This window comes from Arthrobacter bambusae (assembly GCF_022606295.1).
Taxonomy (GTDB): domain Bacteria; phylum Actinomycetota; class Actinomycetes; order Actinomycetales; family Micrococcaceae; genus Arthrobacter; species Arthrobacter bambusae_A.
The window spans coordinates 78,281-97,662 of record NZ_JAHHZS010000001.1 but is presented as its reverse complement, the minus strand read 5'-3'; the positions used below and the strand labels follow the sequence as shown (position 1 = coordinate 97,662).

The following is a 19,382-nucleotide window of genomic DNA, read 5'->3' as shown; positions in this document are numbered from 1 at the left end:
TGAAGAGAGTGAGCGAGCGTCAGGCGAAAGACCCACATAGGTGAGCGAGCGTTGGGAAAAGGGGGAACGGGAAGCCCTTAGCCGTCCTTGCGGAACACCTGCACAATCGACGGACGCGGGGCACGGACCTGGCCGGCGGCCGGGGTGGCTCCGGCGCCGACGTAGTCCGGGAAGTACGAGTGCGGAGCGTCGAAGGAACCTTCCTCGCCCGGGTGCTGCACGGCGACGAAGACAGTCCGCTCGTCGTCGTGCACGATCGGCCCACAGGTCTCGGCGTCGCGCGGTACGGCGAGGAACTGCTCAACCTTGCCGCGATCGCTGCCATCCAGGGTGACTTTGAACAGCCCGTCCGCATACCCGATGGACGACGGCGCGCCGTCAGTGGCGATCCACATGTAGCCTGCCGAGTCGAAAGCGACGTTGTCCGGGCAGGAAATGGGCGAGACCTTGTCGGCTGGGAAACCGGAGAAATACGTGGAGGAGTTCTTGGCCGGATCTCCGCAAACCATCAGCAGGGTCCAGTTGAAACGCGTGGACGCCTGGTCCCCGGTTTCCGTGATTTCCACGATGTGGCCGTCCCGGTTGAGGGTGCGCGGGTTGACCTCGGTGGCGCCTTCCTTGCCGGGCTTGCCGCGGTCCGAGTTGTTCGTGCAGACCACGTAGACCTTGCCGGTGGCCAGGTTCGGCTCGACGTCTTCGCAACGGTCCATCTTCGTGGGGCCGACCTTGTCCGCGGCGAGGCGGGTGTAGACCAGGACCTCGGGGACGGACATGCCCGGAACAGCGGAAGCGCCGTCGACCACCAAGGGAAGCCACTCGCCGGAACCGTCGAACGCGCCGTCGGACGGCAGCTTTCCGGTGCCGTCGATCTCAGCTGCGGGAGAGTCACCCGTGAACTTGGCGACGTAGAGGTCCCCTTCGGAGAGAAGGTTCATGTTGTTCCGGCGGGCCGCGGCCGAGCCGCCGGCCATGTACTTGCCTTTGGAGACGAACTTGTAGAGGTAGTCGAAGCGCTCGTCGTCGCCCATGTAAGCCACCACACGGCCGGAGGCGGCAACGATCACGTTGGCGCCTTCGTGCTTGAAGCGGCCCATCGCGGAGTGCTTTTTCGGTGTGGAGGAGGGGTCGAACGGGTCGACTTCCACGATCCAGCCAAAGCGGTTGGTCTCGTTGGCGTAACCGGCGTTGTTGGTGTTGAAACGCGGCTCATCCAGTTCCCACTTGCGGGCGGTGGCCTTGGAACTAAGGCCGTAGCGCTTGTCGGCCGCCGAGGTACCGGGAGCTACGAAATAGCCGTTGAAGTTTTCCTCCCCGGAGAGGATGGTGCCCCAGGGAGTCGTCCCGCCGGAGCAGTTGCCCAGGGTGCCCTTGATCTTCCGGCCGGACGGATCGTCGATGGTCTTGACGAGGTCCGTGCCCGCGGCGGGACCGGTGAGCTCATATGTCGTGTCGGTCAGGAAGCGGCGGTTGAGCGGCGCGCCCTTGACGTAGCTCCACGGCTTGTTCTTGTTCTTGCGCTCGAGTTCAACAACCGTGAGCCCGTGTGCGGCACGTCCGATCGCGCGCGCCTCCGCAGCCGCCAAAGTGGCCGGGAACATGATGTTCTCGTTGGTGTACTCGTGGTTCGTGAAGAGCACGGCACGGCGGTCCTTGGAATCCGGGATGGGCAGGATGTCCGTGTAGTCGTTGTTGTAGCCGAACTGGCGGGCCTGCGCTGCCGCGGTCTGGCCGTTCAGCTCGAAGGCCGGCGAGTCGGCAAAGAGCGGATCGCCCCAACGGATGATCGGCTGCCACGCGAAGCCATCCGGCACGGTGAACGCGTCAACCGTGTAGTCGACAGGCTTGATCGGCGCGAACTTGAGCTTGGCCTTGTCGAAGCCCGTCTTTGCCGCCGCGGACAGGCCAGTACCTTCGGGAACGTTGCCAGGCAGGTTGCCGCCCAGCACGACGGCGAGCGCGCCCACGGCGCCGAAGCCCAGGGCGGCGCGGCGGGACACAGCTGCGGAAGCGATGTCGCGGAAGTAGGCGTTGGAGCTCGTGTTGCACACCTCGCCCGAGCAAGCGTTGTCGCACTTCAGGGCGCACGTCACGGGGCTGCGCTTGCCCTTCGTATGGCCGAGCATCGGGAGCAAGTCGAACTTGCGCTTGGTTGATTCAGACATGGGAAATACCTCCGGGGATTGAGTGATTTCCCCACCCTTACAGCGCTAGCGGAATCCGAGAGGACGCCCCGGTAAAATTCCGGTGAATTCCCAGACTTTTCCCAGCATTCTATGCATTCAGGAGCGCGTGCACGCGACGGAGCCGGTCCAACCACCAGTCGCGACGTTCAGCGGGAGCCGCATACTGCTCCAGCAGCCCCTCGTCGGCGACGGCTTCGCGGATCCGGATGGCGCCGTCGTCGGGCACTAACGGATCCTGCGTGATGTCGGAGGCGAACAGCCGCACGGTCCCCAGCCCGCACGCGAACGGCAGCTCCGGCAGCGCGGCGGCGAGCGCGAGCCCCGCGCGGATCCCCACCGAGGTGTCCAGCGCCGAGCTGACGACGGCGGGAAGCCCGGCTTGCGCCACGATGTCCAGCGCGCGCCGCACTCCCCCAAGCGGCGCCACCTTGACCACGATCAGGTCGGCCGCGCCCGCGCGGGCAACCTTGAGGGGATCGTCTTCCTTCCGCACGGATTCGTCGGCGGCGATGAGCACCGGCGTTCCCTGCTGCGCTAGCCGTCGACGGACTTCGGCGAGGCCCTCGATGTGGGGCACGGGCTGTTCGGCGTATTCGAGTCCGACGGCGGACAGCCGCCCGAGTGCCTCAACCGCCTCCGGCACGTCCCAGCCCGCGTTCGCGTCCACGCGGATCGCGGCGTCCGGCAGGGCGTCCCGGACTGCGGTGACGCGCGCGACGTCGTCGGCAAGTTCCTGTCCGCGCTCGGCAACCTTGACCTTGACGGCGTCCACCCGGCCAAAGCGCTCCAGGACCTCGGGCACCCGGGCGGCAGGCACAGCGGGGACGGTGGCGTTGACGGGAATGATGTCCCTTAGCTGCGGCGGAAAACCTTGCCATGCGGCTTCGACGGCGGCGGCGAGCCAGCGGGAAGCCTCGGCGTCGCCATACTCCGGGAACGGACAAAACTCCCCCCAACCGGCCGGCCCGCGGAACAGGAGGGTCTCGCGCTCGGTGATGCCCCGGAACTTGACCCGCATCGGCAGGCTGACCACCTTCGCGGTGGCAAGGAGCTCGTCGAGGGCGGGGAGTGGAGGCATGGTTTCACTGTAGCGTGGGGCGGGCTGGGCAGGTTCCCGGGGTGCGGCCGGCGTCAGGCCGGTTCCCGGGGCGGGCCGCACCCTCAGACGCTCGCTCACTTTTGGGGCGTTTTCGGCGGACGCTCGCTCACTAGGTGAGCGAGCGTTCGGCTGGACGGCCATATAAGTGAGCGAGCGTTCCGGCCTTGGGAAACGGGCGGTACGCCCTCACACGCGTTAGGTAGAATGCAGCAAGAAACGGAACAACAGTCGGAGGAGCCCGCATGCAGCGCAAAGCCACAGCACTCGACGTCGCGAAACGCGCGGGTGTCTCGCGGAGTGCGGTGTCGCTGGTGCTCAACGGCCGCGGGGACGGCAACGTGGCCAAGGAAAGCCAGGACCGGATCCGGCAGGCGGCCGCGGACCTGAACTACTCCCCCAACCCCATCGCCCTGAGCCTGCGGAACCAACGAACTCGCGTGATCGGGATCGTTTCGGACGAGGTGGTGGTGAGCCCGTTCGACGGCAACATCATCGGTGGCGCCGACGACGTTGCCCGCGCCCACGGCTTTGTCACCGTGGTCATGGACACCGAGCGCGACGCCTCCCGTGACGAGAGCGCCGTCGAGACCCTGTTGGACCGGCAAGTGGACGGGCTGATGTACGTCACGGTCGGTTTGAAGCCGCTCGACGTGCCCCACGGCATGCTGCGCGTCCCCTCCGTGCTCGCCAATTGCTATGACAGCAGCCCCGCCCCGCAGCTGCACCACGTGATCCCGGACGAGGTTTCCGGCGGTCGGGAAGCCACCGAGCACTTGCTTCGGCTGGGCCATCGCGATATCGCTTTCCTCGCCGGGGCCGCCACCTCCCCGGCTGTGCCGTTGCGCATCGTGGGGCATCGGGAAGCCATGGCCAAGGCCGGCATCCCCGTCCGCGAAGACCGTGTGTTCATGGCCGGTTGGGATATCAACGACGGTTTCCAGGGCGCCATGGGACTGCTCTCCGCCACCCAGCGCCCGACTGCGATCGTGTGCGCCAACGACCGGCTCGCCGTCGGCGTCGCCCTGGCCGCGGCGCGGCTGGGCCTCGACGTACCGCGGGACCTCTCGATCATTGGTTATGACGACGAATTCCGCATCGCGGCCACCATGGTCCCGGCGCTCACCACCATGGCGCTCCCCCTGCGCGAAATGGGCGCGGCCGCGATGAGCATGTTGCTCGAGCAGATCGAGGATCCGGCCAAGCGGTCGACGTCGGACGGCAGCGGCCATCTGGAAACCATGGTTCCGTGCCGTTTGGTGGTTCGCGAGTCGACCGGGCCTGTACCGGTCCTCTAGATCCGACAAAAGGTCGAGTGCCCGACGGCGGCCTGCCGCCTATGCCGGCAGCTTCAGTTCCCAGACGTCCGCTAGCGCACCTTCGGGAAGCTCAAGGCGCCACGTTTCCCCGGTCGCTGGGTAGGCGCGGAGTGTCGTGGCCACGGAACCGGTCCGATACACCTCCACCAAGGACGCATCTATGAAGATCCGCAGTTCTTCGCCCTCGGACAAAGACCCCGCAAACACGACCTGCCGTTCCGCGCCGGAGGCCAGGACCAGCCGGACCTCGCCGGCACCGGGGCCGCCAGTCACAACAGCCTCGGCAAACGGCGGCAAGTCATCCACCCCGGACGCCCTGCCGGCAGTCAGGGTGCCCCGATACGCCTCGACCTCCGGCGCAGGAGCAACCACCAGCGCACCGCCCTCAACCGAGAGGAAGCGCGGGTGGGTTAGGACGCCCGCCCAGCCCGCGGCGTCGATCTCCGCTTGCGAACGGCCACGCCGGCCATCACGGCCGGGGCCTTCGTTGGCCCATCCCCACAGCAGGGCACGCGGCGCCGCCCCGGACCCTGACGCAGAATCCAGCTGAACAATCTGGGGAGCATAGAAGTCCCGGCCAAGGTCGGACCTGCCGCCGGAACGCGGGACGAACACGGGCAGTCCCGTCGACGGGTCCTCAGCCAAGGAGCCGATCAGGTGGCCCACCCCGTTGGCGTGCTCGTGATCATCGCCGGAGAGCCAGAGGGAGAACATCATGACCCAGGTGTCGGCCTCGCCGGAAGACGAGGGCACCTGGACAAGTTGCGGGCACTCCCAGATCTCCGCCGGAGCGTGCGCAGCCGCCACGGGGTTCTCGGTGGTCAGCCAAATGCCCTGGTACTTCCAGTTGGACATGTCCTCCACCGTGTACAGCAGCAGAGCAGCATGTCCATTGGCGAGCCCAGCGCCCTGCATGGCGTAGCGCTTGCCGTTGAAGTGGAAGATGAAGGGGTCGCGCACGGCCGTGACCAGGCCGTCGTCCGGCATGGAAGCGGCGATGTGACCATCCTGTTCCCACGTCACCAAGTCCGCGGAGCCTCGGGAAATCACCACTTGCGAGTGTCCGCCGTCGCCCCGCACGCCCGAGTACGCGGCGGTGGGGACACCGCCGTCGTCGGTCAGCACTCCGGTCCAGCAGCCGAACTCGTCCGGGCCGCCGTCCTGCGGGCGCAGCGCGACAGGGTGCTCATCCCAATGAATCAGGTCCGGGGAGCTGACGTGGCCCCACTGGATCCGGTGGTGCCGGGCCGATTCCGGGTTGAACTGGAAGAACACGTGGTAGCGGCCGTTGATGTAGCTGATGCCGTTGGGGTCGTTGATCCAGCCTTGCGCCGGCCGGGGGTGGAAGCGCGGGAAAGCGGGGTCCGGGTGGGTGGCCGCCGCGGCTAGAGCAGGGGCGGAAGATATGACGTCCGTCATCGATGTCCTTTCAGGGAAGTAGGGGCTATTTGCCGGTGCCGGCGGTGAGTCCGTCACGCAAGGCGCGCTGGCCGAACATGAACACCACCAGGGCGGGAATCATGGAGAGGATCACGCCTGCGAGCACCACGGAGATGCTGCCCGTGCCGAGGTTGCCCTGCAGCGAGACCAAGCCCAGCGGGAGCGTGAAGTTCTGCTCGGAGATGGTCAGGATGAGCGGGCGGAAGAACTCGTTCCAGTGGTAATTGAAGGCCAGGATGCCCACGATCGCCATGCCCGGCATCGCGAGCGGCGCATAGACGGAACGGAACGTGCGCCAGGGCGAGGCGCCGTCGATCGCCGCGGCCTCGCCCAAATCACTTGGCAGCCCCAGGAAGTATTGCCGCATCAGGAAGGTGCCGAACGCCGTCGGGATCGCCGGAAGGATCAGCGCGAGGAGCGTGTCGGACAGACCGATGCCGCGGATCAGCATGAAGACCGGAACGATCGTCACCTGCGCCGGCACCATCATAGTGGCCAGCACAATCGAGAACAGTGCTCCGCGGCCGCGGAACTTGAGGTTCGCGAACGCGTAGCCTGCCAGCGCCGCCGTGAACATTTGCCCGACGGCGATCAGTCCCGTCACGAGGGCGCTGTTGAGGACCAGAAGCATGATGTTGAGCTGTTTGAAGACCTGGTCATAGGACGAGAAATCGGGGTTGAGCGGAAGGAACGACGGCGGCAGCTGGAACGATTCCGCCGGTGGCCGCAGCGAGGTGGACAGGGTCCACAGCACCGGGCCGAGGATGAAGACGGACGCGATCAGGAGCAGAACGATTCGTCCCGCCATGCTCCAGTTCCGCTTCTTGCGGGGCGCGGGCCGCTGGGGAGCCAAGCGTTCGACGGCGGCGCGCTGGGTTGAGGTTGTAGTCATGGCGGGCCTTACTGGTAGAAGACGAATCGTTTGCTGAGCCGGAACTGGGCGGCGGTGATGGCCATGATGATCAGCGTGAGGATGACGCCGATCGCCGAGGCTTGGCCGAATTCGAGGCGCTGGAATGCGGACTCGAAGATCACCATCACGGCAGTGCGCGTGGAGTCGCCGGGGCCGCCGCGGGTCAGGACGTAGGGCTGGTCGAACACTTGCAGGGCGTTGATGATCGCCATGACGGATGCCACCAGCGTGGTGGGGCTCAGGAGGGGCAGCGTCACGTGGAGGTGCTTGCGCCAGCCGGTGGCGCCGTCGATCGACGCGGCCTCATACGTTTCGGTCGGGATCGACGCGAGGCCGCCGATGAACAGCAGGAACGAGAACCCGAAGTTCTGCCACACGTACACGAGGATCACGACGGCGGCAGAACCGGCCGGCGTCGTCAGCCAGGGGACGGCGGGGATGCCGACGAAGGACAAGAGCCAGTTGACCACGCCGAATTGTTCGTTGAACAGGTAGCGCATGAAGATGGAGACCGACGCCGCGGACAGGATCAGCGGGAAGAAGAAGGCGCTGCGGAAGAAGACGCGGAGCCAGGCCGGGAGCTTCTCCTGCACCATGATCGCCAGTGCTAGTGCGAGGCCGAGCTGAAGCGCGACGGCGACCACCACGAACATGATGGTGTTCAGGAACGAGACACGCACCGTGGGGTCCTGGACCACTTCGGCGAAGTTGTCGAACCCGACGAAGCTTGGCGCGGAAATGATGTCCCAGCGGAAGAAAGCGAGGACCACGGAAGCGACGATCGGCACCAGCGTGAATAGCCCCATGCCCAGGATGGTGGGAGCCAGGAACGCCCAGGGCAGCCAGCGCTGACGCTGCCTTCCGGTTGTTTCGCTCCCCGGTGCGGCGCCGTTCCGGCGTTTGGAACCCGCGCCGTTGCGGCGCTTGGTGGACATGCCCGTTGTTGCCGTGCTCATGCCTGCCTCCTCAAGGCGATCTCAAGGTCGCGTTGCATGGAGGCGAGGGCCTGCTTGAGCTGGTTCTCATCACCGCTGACGGCCAGGGATACGTTTTTCATCAGGGCGGTCTCGACGGCGGCCTGCTGGGGCGGTGCCGGGATGGGACCTGTGGTGGGGAATTTGTCGAGGGTGTCGTAGAAGACTTTCCAATGCTTGGGTCCGCGGCCTGCGTACAGCTGTTCGTTGACCATGGAGCGGCGCGCCGGGGTGGTGTTCGGCGTCGGGAAGACCAATCGCATGGCTTCCAGGCTGGAGGCGAATTTGAGCCATTCCCAAGCCGCGTCCTTGTCCTTGGCGGTCTTCATGATGGCGTAACCGGCGGTGCCGAATTGGTGCCGTTGGGTGCGCCAGCGCGGGAAGAACTGGACGTCGAAGTCGTCTTCCTTCATTCCGGCTTCGTGGAGGCCTTCCACCCAGTAGCCGCCGGCCGGGGTCATGCCGATCCTGTTGGAGGCGAACAGTCCGACGAGTGAATTTCCGCCGCCTTCTTCGGGTCGGACACCGAGTCCATCCTTGACGAGGCCGCGGAGGTAGTCGAACGATTCGTACACCCGCGGGTCATCGGCATTGGGTTCCAGCCACTGGTAGCCGCCGGAGCGCAGTCCGCGGGACGGATCCTGGGCGTAAAAGCTGTCCCAGAGCCATTCGCCGCCGGTGGACTTGGATTCCTTGAGGAAGCTGGTGTCGTTGGCGTAGAGCCAGGGCACCACACCGCCGAAGAGCCTGTTGGTCCAGTAGTACGGGGTAAAGTCCTGCGGCCTCGCTTTGCGCATGGCCGCAAGGCTGTTGCGGAAATCGACCTGGGTCCAGTTGTCCGCGGGACGTTCGAGGCCGGCTTGCTGCAGGGCCGAGGTGTTGTAGTACATGTTGGCGGCGTTCCAGTCGATGGGAAGCTGGAACAGGCTGCCCTTGTACATGAACGCCTCCACGAGGCTCGGGTGGACGTCCGCGAAGTACTCCTTCATGTCCGCGGCATCGCGGCGAAGGTACTCGTCCAAGGGGTGCGCCAGCTTCTCGGCGAAGAGCTGGGCACCTTCGGTGGCCACGTAGACCACATCCGGCGGCGTTCCTGCTGCCACCATCGTGAGGATCTTGGTGAAGAAGTCCTTCCAGTCCGCGGCCTGGATGGCCTGGACCTTCACCTTGACTTCCGGGTGCACTTTCGCGAACGCATCGATGACCCGCTGGCGGGCGGCTGCGTCCGCCGCGGTTCCCAAGATGGCGATGCTAAGGCTGTTGTCCCCGCGGCCCGGGATGTCCATGCCGGTCAACCGCGGCCACGACGCGACCGTTGCTCCGACAATTCCCGCACCCAAGGCACCAAGGGCTGTCCTGCGTGAGATCTCACGCAGCTTCCCATTGCTTCCTGCCATGTCCAATTCCTTCCTAACACGTGTTAGGTAGCGTAAATCCATCACCTAACACGTGTCAAGCGTCACATTCGTGTTACGCCCCCCTCACCCCCTCCACGACCCCCTTCACGACGCCCGCTCACATATCCGCCCCAATCCCCAAACCCCCGCTCACATATCCGCCCCAATCCCCAAACCCCCGCTCAGGTCCTGCGGCCCATTCCAGAACGCTCGCTCACCAATGTCGCCCCACCCACGCCAGAACCCGCCACGAGCGTCCACCCACAACCCGCCATACGTGAGCGAGCGTCCGCCGAAAACCCCACATATCCGAGCGAGGGTTCACTTCCGAAGACGTGGCGAATACGCTGAAACAAGCTGCCCCATTCCCCCGTCCCTAGCTTTGGAGCCCATTGATGACAGGTTGGAATGCCGAGAACCTTGCAGGTTCGGCCGGCGCAGGCGCCGTGACGTTGTTGGCAGGAACATCGTTTTGCGTCTCTGCGGCCAACGGCGATATGGATCAACTGCGCCCGCACGGGATGTTCTTCCGTGACACGCGGTTCGTTTCGAACTGGGTGCTGGCGGTGAACGGCCACCCCATCGAAGCCTTGGGTTCCCCTGTCCCGGAGCCTTTCCGCGCTGATTTTGTGGGCCGTGCGGCTCGCACCGACGGCTTGGCAGACAGCCATCTGCTGATTGAGCGCAGGAGGAGCGTGTTCGGCGGGGTCCGCGAAGAGGTCACGGTCAGGAATTTCTCCAACAAGGCCACCCACGCGACGGTTTCACTCAGGGTCAATGCGGACTTTGCCGACATCTTCGAAGTGAAGGAAGGGAGGGCACACCACGAGAGCGTGCATTTGACGCGGGATGGCAACGGGTCCTTGGTCCTTGAGTCCCAGAGGCAGGGCCGGCACGTCCTGGTCACCATTGACGCTCCGAATGGCGCCGTTGACGGAGATGTCATCAGCTATGACATCTCCCTTGAACCCCAAGGCCATTGGTCCACGGGTGTGACGGCCACCCCCCGCATCGACGGGGTCGGACCCGAGGCCGACGCCGAGGTTTGGGGGAACCAACGCCCCACCGATGTCCCGGAAGAAAGGCAGCAGGAGTGGCATGAAAGGGTTCCTACAACGGAACTTGCCAACAAGGCCTTCGAAAAGGCGTTGGCCCAGAGCAGGGCAGACCTCGGCTCCCTCAGGATCTTCGACGCTGACCATCCCGGGCGGACGGTGGTGGCTGCGGGATCCCCCTGGTTCATGGCCCTTTTCGGCCGGGACTCGCTCCTGACGTCCTTCATGACCCTTCCCTTGGATCCTTCGCTCGCGCTGGGAACCCTCAAGACCCTGGCCGACCATCAGGGCAGGACCGTCAACCCGCTCAGCGAGGAGGAGCCGGGGAGGATCCTGCACGAAGTGCGTCTCGGTGCCAGCACGGGCCTCGCCCTCGGCGGCGGCAGTGCCTACTACGGCTCGGTGGACGCCACACCGCTGTTCGTCACCCTCGCCGGGGAGCTCACCCGCTGGGGATTCCATGCCGACGTCTCGGAGTCCCTTCTGCCCGCGGTGGACCGCGCACTGGACTGGATCCGCGACTACGGAGACGCCGACGGCGACGGCTTCGTTGAATACTCCCGAGCCACGGACCAGGGCCTCCTCAATCAGGGCTGGAAGGATTCCGGGGACGGCATCAACTTCGCCGACGGCACGCTGGCGGAACCACCGATCGCACTGTGCGAAGTCCAGGGCTATGTCTACACCGCCTATCTGAGCCGGGCCCTGATGGCCCAGGAGGAAGGCGATCTGAAGCTGGCCGCTGTGTGGGGCGCCCGGGCGGCCGAACTCAAGCGAAAATTCAACGAGCAATTCTGGCTCCCCGAACGCGGTTATTTCGCGATCGCCCTGGATCGCGACAAGCGCCCGGTGGACGCGTGCGCGTCCAACATGGGCCATTGCCTGTGGAGCGGAATCGTCGACGACGACAAGGCTCCCCTGGTCGCTGCGCGGCTCATGTCGGACACCATGTTCACGGGTTGGGGCGTCCGGACACTGGCTTCGGACATGGCAGCCTACAACCCGGCGAGCTACCACAACGGCTCGGTGTGGCCCCATGACAATGCCCTCATTGCCGGCGGATTGATGCGCTACGGCTTCATTGAGGAGGCCCAACGCCTCGTCACGGGCCTCCTCGATGCGGCCGAAGCGTTCGGCGGGCGGCTTCCGGAGTTGTTCTGCGGACTGGATCGGAAAAGCTACGGGACGCCTGTCCCCTACCCTTCGTCCTGCTCGCCGCAAGCGTGGGCCGCTGCCACACCGGTCCATCTGCTCCGGGTCCTTCTCCGGTTCGATCCGTGTCTCACCCACGGCGGCCTCTGGCTGGCGCCCGTCGTTCCTGAAGGCTTCGGCGGGATCACCATGCGGAACATCCCGCTCGCCGGCTCCCGGATCTCGGTGGAGGTTGCCAACGGAGAAACACACGTCAGGGACCTGCCCGAAGACGTCGCGCTGCACCTCGAGGCGCGCAAACCGCTTGCCGATCTGCTGGATGTCCACCACGTCACCGCTGGACTGCGGCAGGGGTACTAGGTGCGCATCGGCCTTGTTGCCCCGCCTTGGCTTCCGGTCCCGCCTCCCGCATACGGCGGCACCGAGTCGATCATCGACATCCTGGCCCGCGGCCTGGTTGCCGCGGGCCACGAGGTGCTTCTCGCGGCGGCGTCCGGAAGCACATGTCCAGTGCCCAAAGTCCCCGGACCACCGCTTGCCGACGGCTCGAGGATAGGCAACGGGACGGACGAACTGCGCCACAGCGTGTACGCGTTCGCGGCCATGGACGACGTCGACCTCATCCACGACAACACCCTGGCGGGGCCGCTGTACCGGCATCGGCCGAAAGGAACGCCCATCGTCGCAACGGCCCACCTCCCCTTTTCGGCCGAAAACCACGACATTTACCAAGCGATGGCCACCGACACCGCAATCATTGCCATCTCGCACCATCAAGCGGAAACTGCCCCCGGGATCAAGGTACGTAAGGTCATCCACCACGGGATCGACACCCAATCCGTCCCGCTCGGAACCGGCGACGGCGGCTACGTCAGCTTCCTCGGCCGGATGCATCCCGGCAAGGGCCTGCCCGAAGCAATAGAGACCGCCCGCCTGGCCCGGATACCCCTGCGGATTGCAGCAAAGATGTACAGCGCGGAAGAACATGAGTACTACGCCGCGGTCATTGCGCCGCTCCTGGGGTCCGACGTCGAATACCTCGGCGAGCTGAACGCGGCGGACAAGTTCGCCCTCCTGGGCGGGTCCGTGGCCCTGCTGAATCCGCTTCAGTGGGATGAACCCTTCGGAATGGCCATGATCGAGTCCCTCGCCGCCGGGACACCGGTGGTTGCAACATTCCGGGGATCCGCTCCGGAGATCGTTTCCGAGGGGGTCACGGGCTACCTCCGCTCGAGCCCCCCGGAGTTGGCCGAGGCCGTCCTGGCCGCCGCCGGGCTGGATCGCCGAGAGTGCCGCCGTTCCGCGGAAAACTACTTCAGCGCCGAGCGGATGGTTGCCGAACACCTTGCGCTCTATGAGGAACTCCTCGCCGAGCAAAAGTGATCCTCCCAGCCAGGTATGACACCCTGAAAGCAATGAGTTTTCCAAAGACGAGCCGGCTGCCGGACATACGTGGGACCTTTGCCAAGCGCTGGGCGGGCGCCAGCACGGGTTTGCTTTTTGTGCTCGCAACCCTTGCCTGCGTGGTCGCGTTCATCGCCACGTTCTATTTTTTCGTGCGCACCACGACGGGTCAGTACATCGACGAATCCGCTTTGGTGGAAGCCGCGGCCATCAACGGTCCCACCGAGCGGGCAACCACCCAGTTCCTCGATTGGTTGCCGGTCATTTCGGTGGCGATCGCCGCCGTCGTCGTTCTTTTCGTCACGATCATGCGCCGCCGCTGGAAGTCCGCCGGGATCGCCCTCGCCGCTTGCGTCGCCGCAAACCTGGCCACCCAGCTCCTCAAGGACTGGTTTCCGAACAGGCCGTTCCGCGGCGTCCAGACCATTGAACTGAACTCGTTGCCCTCCGGCCACACCACCTTGGCGGCTTCGGCGGCCGCCGCGGTGTTCTTGGTGGTGTCGCCGCGCTGGCGGCCTGTGGCGGGGTTCCTCGGTGGCACTTTCGCGGTGGCGGCCGGGGTTTCCACGCTGATCAACCAGTGGCACCGGCCCGCCGACGTCGTGGCCGCGTTCCTCGTGGTGGGGGCGGTCATGCTTCCGGCCGGCTGGTTGGTGCTGCGCACGGGAAAGCGCTGGAACGTCCAGGACGGCCGCGGTGGGCACTGGGCGTCGTCGCGTTTATGGCTTTTGCTGGCGGCGCTGGCGGGTATCGCTGCTGCCGCGGTTTCGGTGTATTCGCTATTGAAGATCGCCCCCGGTGTCGGCCGGGAAAGCAGCACCACCAATTACTTCTGGGCCGGCGTCTCCCTGATTGTTATCACCGGCTATCTGGCAACGGTCGCCGCCACCTGGCTATTCGACGTGAGCGCCCGACGGCGGCAATCGCCTTAGTCCCTGCCGGTCGCCGTCGTGTTCAGCCGCACCAGCTCGGGAGAAATCCCGGGACGCTTTTCAGGACGGCGCCCGATTTCACGTCCACGAGGTCCGTCCGGATGGGGGTCGGTTCGGGGAGGACAGGGTACTGGTCCCCCGTGTATTGGGGTGCTGCCGTTTCGACCGCGAGGTAGTCGCCGGCCGGTGAGATGCACGTGTCAAGGATGGCCGACCAGTCCGCGGCAGGCTGGTAAAGCTGGCGCGAGCCGTTCTTGTCGGCGAGGTTCACCACGGAGGCTTCCTTTCCGCCGTCGTACTTTCTCACTACCTGCGCGTACTGGCCGGACGTGCCGAGGACCATCGGCTGGCTCGCCGTGGTGGTGGTCCCGTTGGCGACATCGGGCACGAACGCGCCGGTGAGGCGGAGCGGCGTGGAGGTCCCGGTGGTGAGGTTGATGGTCGAATAGCGTGGCGGGTCGATGCCCTTTTTCAGTCCCTGGTCGGCGACGGCGAGTTCGTTGGTGCCGGGGACGAATCCGAGGATCCCGGCATGCGCTCCCAGAGGCGACACCTTGCCGCTTTCCAGCGCATCAATGAGGAACATGGACTGGTCGTCGGTCTGTGCCACCAAGGTGGCTGCACCGGGGACAAAGCGCCAGTCCGCGACCGAGACCGGGCCGTTGATCCCCTGGACGGCGCGCGGAGCCGTGGAGGGACTGCCCACGTCGTACACGAAGAGCGATTTCCAGTACTGGCCGGTGCCCGAGGACGCGGTGAAGGTGAAACCGATGAGGTGCTGGGAGGGTGCCGCATGGAGGTTGGCCACGGTTCCCAGGCTTGGCAAGGGAACAAGCGTTGGCGGCCCGCCGGTGAGGGGCACAATCTCGAGCGAGCTGGTGTTGTCATCGTTGAGCGTGACCACGGCGAGGGCAGTGGGAAGTGCGGCATACTCCTGGATGCGGGGGGCGCTGACGATGACGGTGCCCTGGTCGCTGCCGGACAGGCTCGTGCCGAGGATGGTGTCCGGCTTCTTGTGCCCTGTGTCGTCCTTGCCGGTATCCCTCTGCAGGCTGTACAACGCAAAGGCTGCGGGTGTCGCGGTGCGGGCAAGTGCCGAGGTGGAGTTGGCGTGCGGCAGCTTCGAAAGGTTCGCTGCCGTCAACCCGCCGGCAAGGAGGGCGAGGATCGCGATGGTGCCGTAGAGGCGGCGCGCGAAACGGCGTCCGGCCAGGAGCTCGGCCGCGGCCGCAATCGCGGCGGCCCGTTTGGCCGAGACGGGGCGGCGTTTAGTAGACATAGGGCTGCGCCGGCTGGGTGGTGGGCTTGATGGAGTCCGGCATCAGGACGATTGCCTCGCGGCTGGCCGCGTTGGGGTTGGCGTGGAAGCTGCTGGTGACCGTGACCCAGCTGTCGGTCTTGAATTCGTTTTGCCACCCGGGGTGATAGACGGGAACACCGATCGGCTGGGCATCGACCGCGCAGCACGTCACCACGAACCGGGTCACGAAAAAGAGGTTTGGATCTGTCGTGTCCGCGCTGATGAACCCAGTGACCGTGGCGGTCTTGTCGGCAAAAAAGTCCTGCCCCGCGCCCGACCGAAGCAACGATGCCCAGTCCCGCACGGTGAAGGAGGAATAGTCTCCTTTGCCCGGCAGCGCGGGAGTTTTCAAAGTAAGGGCGGACGCTGAGCCGTTGAGGTCGCGCTGGGCGACAGTCGCGGTGGTAAGGGTCGACGGCGGCAGGATCAGCAAGGCGACGACGGCGGCGATGATGGTCAGCACGCTTCCGGCCGGCCGCAGCCAGCCCCATCGCGAACGGTGCGCGTCGTCGCCGTCGTGCTCGTGGGCGTGGGCGTCGCCGGCGTGGGTGTGCCCGCCGTCGGGGGCGTCATTGGCGCCGGGGACCAAGGCGAAGGCCGCCAGGGCAAGCACCCCTGCGATGACGGCCATGATGACCGTGAACACGAAATACCGCGGATGGATATACAAGGCAAGCTGCCCCGTCAGGCCCAGCCAGATCGTTGCGACGATACCGATGAGGCTGAGAACCATGCCTTGCCAGCGGCCCACGAGCCGCCTAATGACCATAGTTGACCGCCAATCCGAGGACCGCGGCGCACAGTGCCACGAGCACGCTGAGCTGAAGGAGGGTCTTCGCGGTGAAGGTGGTGCGCATCAGGGCGAGCATTTTCACGTCGATCATGGGCCCGAAAACGAGGAAAGCCACGATGCCACCCGGCATGAAGGTCGCACCGAAAGACAGGATGAAGAAGGCATCCACGTTTGAGCAGATCGCCACGACGAAGGCGAGCAGCATCAACGCCAGGACGGACCAGACGGGGTTGCTGCCCAGGGCGACCAGCACTTCGCGGGAAACGGCCACCTGGATCAGCCCCGCCATGCCTGCGCCGATGAACAGGGCCGGCATCATTGCCCGCGTCTCCTGCGAGAACATCTGCACGCTGCGCCGCACCCTGCCGGCGGCGCCGCCGTCGTGGTCTGCCACGTTGCACGTTTCCTGGAACCGGGCGGTCAGCAGCTCCCCCGGACGCGGATGCCGGCTGTAGATCCAGCCGACGAGGTTGGCGATGAAGAAGCCGCCCAGGACGCGGGAAACCAGGATGCCGTTGTTCCAGCCGAACGCCTGCGCGGTGGTGACGATGGTGACGGGGTTCAGGATGGGCGCGGCGAACAGGAAAGTCATCGATTCCGCGACGGTGAGGCCCTTGACCACCAGCCCGCGGGCCAGTGGAACATTTCCGCATTCGCAGACCGGCAGCAGCATTCCCAGAAGCGAAAGGACCAGCCTCCGCAGTACCGGACTCCGTGGCAGGCGACGGAGCAGCATGCCCTCCGGTAGCCAGACCTGGACAGCGATCGAAAGGACAATTCCGAGGAAGACAAAGGGCAGGGACTCCACGACGACGCTGATCGACAGCGTGGCGAAGTCGCGGGCTGCGTTGGGAAGCCCGAAGGTCTCCGACGTGGACGGCGCCAGCACCCGCACGACAGCGAAAAGCGCAACGAGCACAAGGCCGACAACCAGCCCTGCAGCGGACTTCGACGTGAGAGCCCGGGCCGGGGTTCCGTGCTCGTGTTCCGGCTGTTTACGTTTGTCGACTGCAGGCAGCGCCACGGGCACTCCTTCCTCCATGGGGCCGGTCGGGCAGGCCTGACCGGAAGGGGCTGGCGAAGTCGACTGTACACGCGGGGTGCTTGCGCGACTAGCCCTGGACGGGGCCAGGGCACCGATTCGAGTAGAGCACTTTGCAAGCTACCTAGACGCATCGGAAGCACCACCTAAGGCAGCGTCAGGAAGCATGGCAAGAACAAGTATTGACCACTCGTTTCAACGGCTGCCCGGGGTCGTAGCCTCGCATGTACGTGAGTGTGAATAAACAACCGGCACCGAGTGCCACCGCTGGAAACCCAGATCGGACTCCCCTTTCGAGCGGCACCTTCTTGGCCCACCAACGAGGGATCACCCGGCTGCCTGTGCATTACCTAGCCTGGGGAGGAGTTGACCATGAGTACCACTAATGACCAGCAAGGGACGACGGAATCGCCGCGCGAGGGCCGCACACGGCCCCAGATAACCCGATTACGGCCCGGTAAGCACTTTGGCAAACGCTGGACCGCTTTCGGCAGCACGGCGCTGGTTGTGGCCGGCCTGCTGGCCGCGGTGGGATTCGCCGCTCCTGCACATGCTGCCCCAAACACGGTAGTGTCGCTGACGTTCGATGACGGCAACGCGGACCAATTGACGGCCGAAGCCACGATGAAGAGCCTGGGCTTGGTCGGCACGTTTTTCATCACCACCGGGTGGATCGACCAGCCCACCTACCTGACCACAGCCAACCTGCACCAAATCTCCGCCGACGGCAATGAGATCGGCGGCCACACCGTGACCCACCCGGATCTTGTGTCCCTGATCCCCGCTGAAGCGACACGGCAGATCTGTGACGGGCGCGTGGCGCTGATGAACATGGGCTTTAAAGTCACGAGTTTCGCCTACCCCTTCGCATCCGAAGACGCGAACACCGAAGCCTTGGTAAAGGGGTGCGGTTTCAACAGTGCCCGCGGCTTGGGCGATGCCGCCAGCAAGGACCCAGCCTCGGCGACGCTTCCCGCGGCAGACACCATCCCCCCGGCCAATCCCTACGTCACGGCTGCACCGGATGAGGTAGACAGCACCTGGACCCTGGCGAACCTGGAGAACCAGGTGACCCACGCCCAAACAACCACGGGCGGATGGGTCCAGCTGACCTTCCACCACATCGCCATCGGCACGGACCCGACGCTGACCATCACCCCGACCCTGTTCAACCAGTTCGCCACCTGGCTGGCACAGCAAAAGGCGGCCGGTACGGTCGCGGTTCAGACCGTGGACCAGACCGTCGGCGGGACCCAGCAGCCCGCAGTTGCTGGCCCTGCTGTGCCACCACCGCCAGGGCCGGGAGTCAACATGATCCAAAACCCCAGCCTGGAAACCTTGGTCAACACAATCCCGCAGTGCTGGGCAGCCGGCGGGTACGGCACCAACACCCCTGCCTTCTCCATCGTCACACCCGGCCACACCGGCACGAACGCCGAACAGCTCACCCTGACAGGGTGGGTGTCCGGGGACGCGAAACTCCTGCCAGCCCTGGACCTAGGCGGCTGCTCGCCGACAGGTATACCCGGACATACGTATCAGCTGAAAGCCTGGTATAAATCCACCGCGGCAACCCAATTCGAACTCTATTACCGGGTCGGCAACGGCTTCTGGACATACTGGACCGCAAGCCCACTGGTCGCCGCCGCGGCGAACTGGACCCAAACCACCTGGACCACGCCTCCCCTGCCGGCCGGCGCCTCAGGAATCAGTTGGGGCCTGAACATCCAAACGAATGGCACCATCACCACCGACGACTACGAGATGTACGACAACGGTGTCTCGTTCGCCGACATCCCTTCGACGTATCCGTTCTACAACGAGATCACCTGGCTGGCCACCAACGGAATCACCACCGGATTCCCGGGTCCTAACGGAACCACCTTGTTCGAACCGCTGCAGTCGATCAGCCGGGAAGCGATGGCCGCGTTCCTCTACCGCTACGAGGCCAGCCCGGCGTTCAATGCCCCGGCGGTATCCCCGTTCACTGATGTTCCCACCTCGGACCCCTTCTACAAGGAAATCACCTGGCTGGCCACCGCCGGCATCACCACCGGGTATCCCGGGCCGAACAACACGAAAACCTTCCACCCCTTGGATTCGGTGAACCGGGATTCGATGGCCGTGTTCCTCTACCGTTTGAGCGGCAGCCCAGCCGTGACCCCGACCACCGCGTTCCTCGACGTACCCGTCAGCTACCCGTTCTACAAGGAGATCAGTTGGCTCGCCTCCACCGGCATCACCACCGGATGGCCAGTAGCCGGAGGATCGATTTACCAGCCACTTCAACCCGTACACCGCGACGCGACCGCCGCGTTCCTGTTCCGCCTCAACGCCAAATTCCCCCGGCCCTGACGGGAGGGGCGCAATATCCGACCACCT

The 19,382-nt window shown here is 65.3% G+C and carries 14 protein-coding genes; 5 read left to right on the top strand and 9 right to left on the bottom strand.

Annotated elements, in window-relative coordinates; genetic code table 11:
* Positions 1-77: 77 nt before the first annotated feature.
* Together KNN17_RS00435 and KNN17_RS00430 are read right to left on the bottom strand one after the other, a co-directional pair.
* Positions 78-2,162 carry a PhoX family protein gene (locus KNN17_RS00435; protein WP_241707014.1) on the bottom strand — a complete coding sequence of 695 codons (2,085 nt, stop codon included), beginning with the start codon at positions 2,160-2,162 and terminating at the stop codon, positions 78-80.
* Between the two features lie 109 nt (positions 2,163-2,271).
* Complete coding sequence (locus KNN17_RS00430) at positions 2,272-3,261, bottom strand: o-succinylbenzoate synthase (RefSeq protein WP_241707013.1); 990 nt, start codon at positions 3,259-3,261, stop codon at positions 2,272-2,274.
* A 263-nt stretch (positions 3,262-3,524) separates the two neighbouring features.
* On the opposite strand from KNN17_RS00430, the gene KNN17_RS00425 reads away from it, so the two are divergent.
* Complete coding sequence (locus tag KNN17_RS00425) at positions 3,525-4,577, top strand: LacI family DNA-binding transcriptional regulator (protein WP_241707012.1); 1,053 nt, start codon at positions 3,525-3,527, stop codon at positions 4,575-4,577.
* 39 nt (positions 4,578-4,616) lie between these two features.
* On the opposite strand, the gene KNN17_RS00420 is transcribed toward KNN17_RS00425, so the two are convergent.
* The 4 genes from KNN17_RS00420 to KNN17_RS00405 are packed head-to-tail and all read right to left on the bottom strand — an operon-like array spanning position 4,617 to position 9,322.
* Positions 4,617-6,017: a glycoside hydrolase family 32 protein gene (locus KNN17_RS00420; protein WP_241707011.1), complete on the bottom strand. Its 1,401-nt coding sequence runs from the start codon at positions 6,015-6,017 to the stop codon at positions 4,617-4,619.
* 25 nt (positions 6,018-6,042) lie between these two features.
* Entirely contained in the window at positions 6,043-6,930 is an 888-nt protein-coding gene (locus tag KNN17_RS00415; protein ID WP_078107826.1) for a carbohydrate ABC transporter permease, read from the bottom strand.
* 8 nt (positions 6,931-6,938) lie between these two features.
* Positions 6,939-7,907 (bottom strand): carbohydrate ABC transporter permease, encoded by a 969-nt coding sequence (locus KNN17_RS00410; protein ID WP_241707010.1) that lies wholly within the window; start codon positions 7,905-7,907, stop codon positions 6,939-6,941.
* Positions 7,904-9,322, bottom strand: coding sequence for an extracellular solute-binding protein (locus KNN17_RS00405; protein ID WP_241707009.1), 1,419 nt, complete (start codon positions 9,320-9,322; stop codon positions 7,904-7,906). The genes KNN17_RS00410 and KNN17_RS00405 overlap by 4 nt, the downstream gene beginning before the upstream one ends.
* 395 nt (positions 9,323-9,717) lie before the next feature.
* Here KNN17_RS00405 and KNN17_RS00400 point away from each other — a divergent pair, with 395 nt between their 5' ends.
* From KNN17_RS00400 to KNN17_RS00390, 3 genes are read left to right on the top strand one after another with little or no spacing between them, the layout of a single operon-like run.
* On the top strand, positions 9,718-11,889 hold the full coding sequence (locus KNN17_RS00400; protein ID WP_241707008.1) for an amylo-alpha-1,6-glucosidase: 2,172 nt from the start codon (positions 9,718-9,720) through the stop codon (positions 11,887-11,889).
* Positions 11,890-12,912, top strand: coding sequence for a glycosyltransferase (locus KNN17_RS00395; RefSeq protein ID WP_241707007.1), 1,023 nt, complete (start codon positions 11,890-11,892; stop codon positions 12,910-12,912).
* 32 nt (positions 12,913-12,944) lie between these two features.
* Positions 12,945-13,865 carry a phosphatase PAP2 family protein gene (locus KNN17_RS00390; RefSeq protein WP_241707006.1) on the top strand — a complete coding sequence of 307 codons (921 nt, stop codon included), beginning with the start codon at positions 12,945-12,947 and terminating at the stop codon, positions 13,863-13,865.
* A 22-nt stretch (positions 13,866-13,887) separates the two neighbouring features.
* Here the strand turns inward: KNN17_RS00390 and KNN17_RS00385 are convergent, their stop codons facing one another.
* From KNN17_RS00385 to KNN17_RS00375, 3 genes are read right to left on the bottom strand one after another with little or no spacing between them, the layout of a single operon-like run.
* Positions 13,888-15,144 carry a hypothetical protein gene (locus KNN17_RS00385; protein WP_241707005.1) on the bottom strand — a complete coding sequence of 419 codons (1,257 nt, stop codon included), beginning with the start codon at positions 15,142-15,144 and terminating at the stop codon, positions 13,888-13,890.
* A complete protein-coding gene (locus KNN17_RS00380) occupies positions 15,134-15,934 on the bottom strand; it encodes a TIGR03943 family putative permease subunit (RefSeq protein ID WP_241707004.1) in 801 nt (266 codons plus the stop codon). The genes KNN17_RS00385 and KNN17_RS00380 overlap by 11 nt, the downstream gene beginning before the upstream one ends.
* Entirely contained in the window at positions 15,924-16,976 is a 1,053-nt protein-coding gene (locus tag KNN17_RS00375; protein WP_241707150.1) for a permease, read from the bottom strand. Before KNN17_RS00375 ends, KNN17_RS00380 begins: the two co-directional genes overlap by 11 nt.
* 396 nt (positions 16,977-17,372) lie before the next feature.
* Here KNN17_RS00375 and KNN17_RS00370 point away from each other — a divergent pair, with 396 nt between their 5' ends.
* Positions 17,373-19,355 (top strand): S-layer homology domain-containing protein, encoded by a 1,983-nt coding sequence (locus KNN17_RS00370; protein WP_241707003.1) that lies wholly within the window; start codon positions 17,373-17,375, stop codon positions 19,353-19,355.
* The last annotated feature ends 27 nt before the right edge of the window (positions 19,356-19,382 follow it).

Excerpts from the sequence above, each read along its gene's own strand:
- KNN17_RS00435 (WP_241707014.1), bottom strand. The coding sequence starts at position 2,162 with ATGTCTGAATCAACCAAGCGCAAGTTCGACTTGCTCCCGATGCTCGGC.
- KNN17_RS00430 (WP_241707013.1), bottom strand. The coding sequence starts at position 3,261 with ATGCCTCCACTCCCCGCCCTCGACGAGCTCCTTGCCACCGCGAAGGTG.
- KNN17_RS00425 (WP_241707012.1), top strand. The coding sequence starts at position 3,525 with ATGCAGCGCAAAGCCACAGCACTCGACGTCGCGAAACGCGCGGGTGTC.
- KNN17_RS00420 (WP_241707011.1), bottom strand. The coding sequence starts at position 6,017 with ATGACGGACGTCATATCTTCCGCCCCTGCTCTAGCCGCGGCGGCCACC.
- KNN17_RS00415 (WP_078107826.1), bottom strand. The coding sequence starts at position 6,930 with ATGACTACAACCTCAACCCAGCGCGCCGCCGTCGAACGCTTGGCTCCC.
- KNN17_RS00410 (WP_241707010.1), bottom strand. The coding sequence starts at position 7,907 with ATGAGCACGGCAACAACGGGCATGTCCACCAAGCGCCGCAACGGCGCG.
- KNN17_RS00405 (WP_241707009.1), bottom strand. The coding sequence starts at position 9,322 with ATGGCAGGAAGCAATGGGAAGCTGCGTGAGATCTCACGCAGGACAGCC.
- KNN17_RS00400 (WP_241707008.1), top strand. The coding sequence starts at position 9,718 with ATGACAGGTTGGAATGCCGAGAACCTTGCAGGTTCGGCCGGCGCAGGC.
- KNN17_RS00390 (WP_241707006.1), top strand. The coding sequence starts at position 12,945 with ATGAGTTTTCCAAAGACGAGCCGGCTGCCGGACATACGTGGGACCTTT.
- KNN17_RS00385 (WP_241707005.1), bottom strand. The coding sequence starts at position 15,144 with ATGTCTACTAAACGCCGCCCCGTCTCGGCCAAACGGGCCGCCGCGATT.
- KNN17_RS00380 (WP_241707004.1), bottom strand. The coding sequence starts at position 15,934 with ATGGTCATTAGGCGGCTCGTGGGCCGCTGGCAAGGCATGGTTCTCAGC.
- KNN17_RS00370 (WP_241707003.1), top strand. The coding sequence starts at position 17,373 with ATGAGTACCACTAATGACCAGCAAGGGACGACGGAATCGCCGCGCGAG.